This is a genomic window from Actinoallomurus acaciae (assembly GCF_042429965.1).
GTDB lineage: Bacteria > Actinomycetota > Actinomycetes > Streptosporangiales > Streptosporangiaceae > Actinoallomurus > Actinoallomurus acaciae.
In genome coordinates this window covers 1,161-2,218 of sequence record NZ_JBHLZP010001112.1, presented here as the reverse complement: position 1 = coordinate 2,218, position 1,058 = coordinate 1,161, and the positions used below count along the sequence as shown (strand labels likewise).

General features: G+C 74.7%; 1 protein-coding gene and 1 pseudogene. One reads left to right on the top strand and one right to left on the bottom strand.

Annotated features, from left to right (window positions below; translation table 11 throughout):
• Nucleotides 1-490 (bottom strand): alpha/beta fold hydrolase (locus tag ACFFNX_RS50945; protein ID WP_378213714.1); only part of this gene is annotated, 490 nt, incomplete at its 3' end.
• A 125-nt stretch (nt 491-615) separates the two neighbouring features.
• Between ACFFNX_RS50945 and ACFFNX_RS52470 the strand changes: the two are divergent.
• Nucleotides 616-723 (top strand): annotated as a pseudogene (locus tag ACFFNX_RS52470) (IS982 family transposase); the annotation flags it as partial.
• Nucleotides 724-1,058 lie beyond the last annotated feature (335 nt).

Below are 1,058 nucleotides of genomic sequence, written 5' to 3'. Positions count from 1 at the left end.
CGTCCAGCGCCGCCTGGGCGGGCACCCCGGCCGCGTAGTCGAGCAGCTCGTCGCGGAACGCCGGGCCGGGCGGCGTGGCGAACGACCGGTCCAGCACCCCGGCGTGCAGCCGCGGACCCCAGTCGGTGGCCAGCGCGGTCAGGATCGCGTCCACGTCGCCATGGCCGCGCATGTGCGCGCCGGTGTCGACCAGCAGCAGGCCGGCCACCAGCCCGGCGTGCCCGGCCACGAGCCGCAGCGCGATCGCACCGCCGGTGGAATGCCCGATGACCACGACCGGTGCGCCGTGCCGCCGCACGATGTGCGCGGCGAGCCGATCGGCGACCGCGCCGAGGTCCCAGGGACCGGGCTCGGTCATCCAGGACACCGCGTCGATCTCGACCTGCCCCGCCAGCCGCCGCGCCAGCGGCCGGAACACCGCAGGCGCACAGAGCGTGCCGGGAATCGCCAGCACCACGGGCTCTCGCGCGATCTCGTCTCGGGTCGGCATCGATCCCTCCTCACGCCGACCCTAGGGCGTTGATGGGTTATGGCTGAAGCGGGCCAACGCGAGCGCGGGGCGGGCCGGCCCCGGCCTGCGCCGCGACGACGAACCCACCCCGGCGGTGTAGGTGTTCCCCCGCCTGGCTGCGCCGGCGGGTCGAAGCGATCGTCTGGACCCTGAAGAATTGGTTCGGCCTCGAACATCCCAACGCCCGTACCACCGACGGGCCATGGGCCCGCTCGGACCGAGGCCAGCGCTGCTTGGGCGTCGCGGGGTAGCGGTCAAGCCGTCCACGCCGATTCCACCCAGCGCAGCGGGTGTCTGGAAGCCGGTCAGCAACACCAGCGGGCCGCGATTGCTCAGCTCCAGGACACGTTCCAGAACTGGGCAGATGGCCAAGCCGTCCGGGACATTCCGCCGTCCGGGACGCTCCCCGCCGTCCGGGAGGCTCCCCGCCGTCCGGGAGGCTCCCCGCCGTCCGGGAGGCTCCCCGCCGTCCGGGAGGCTCCCCGCCCTTCGGGAGGCTCCCCGCCCTTCGGGAGGCTCCCCGCCCTTCGGGAGGCTCCCCGCCCTT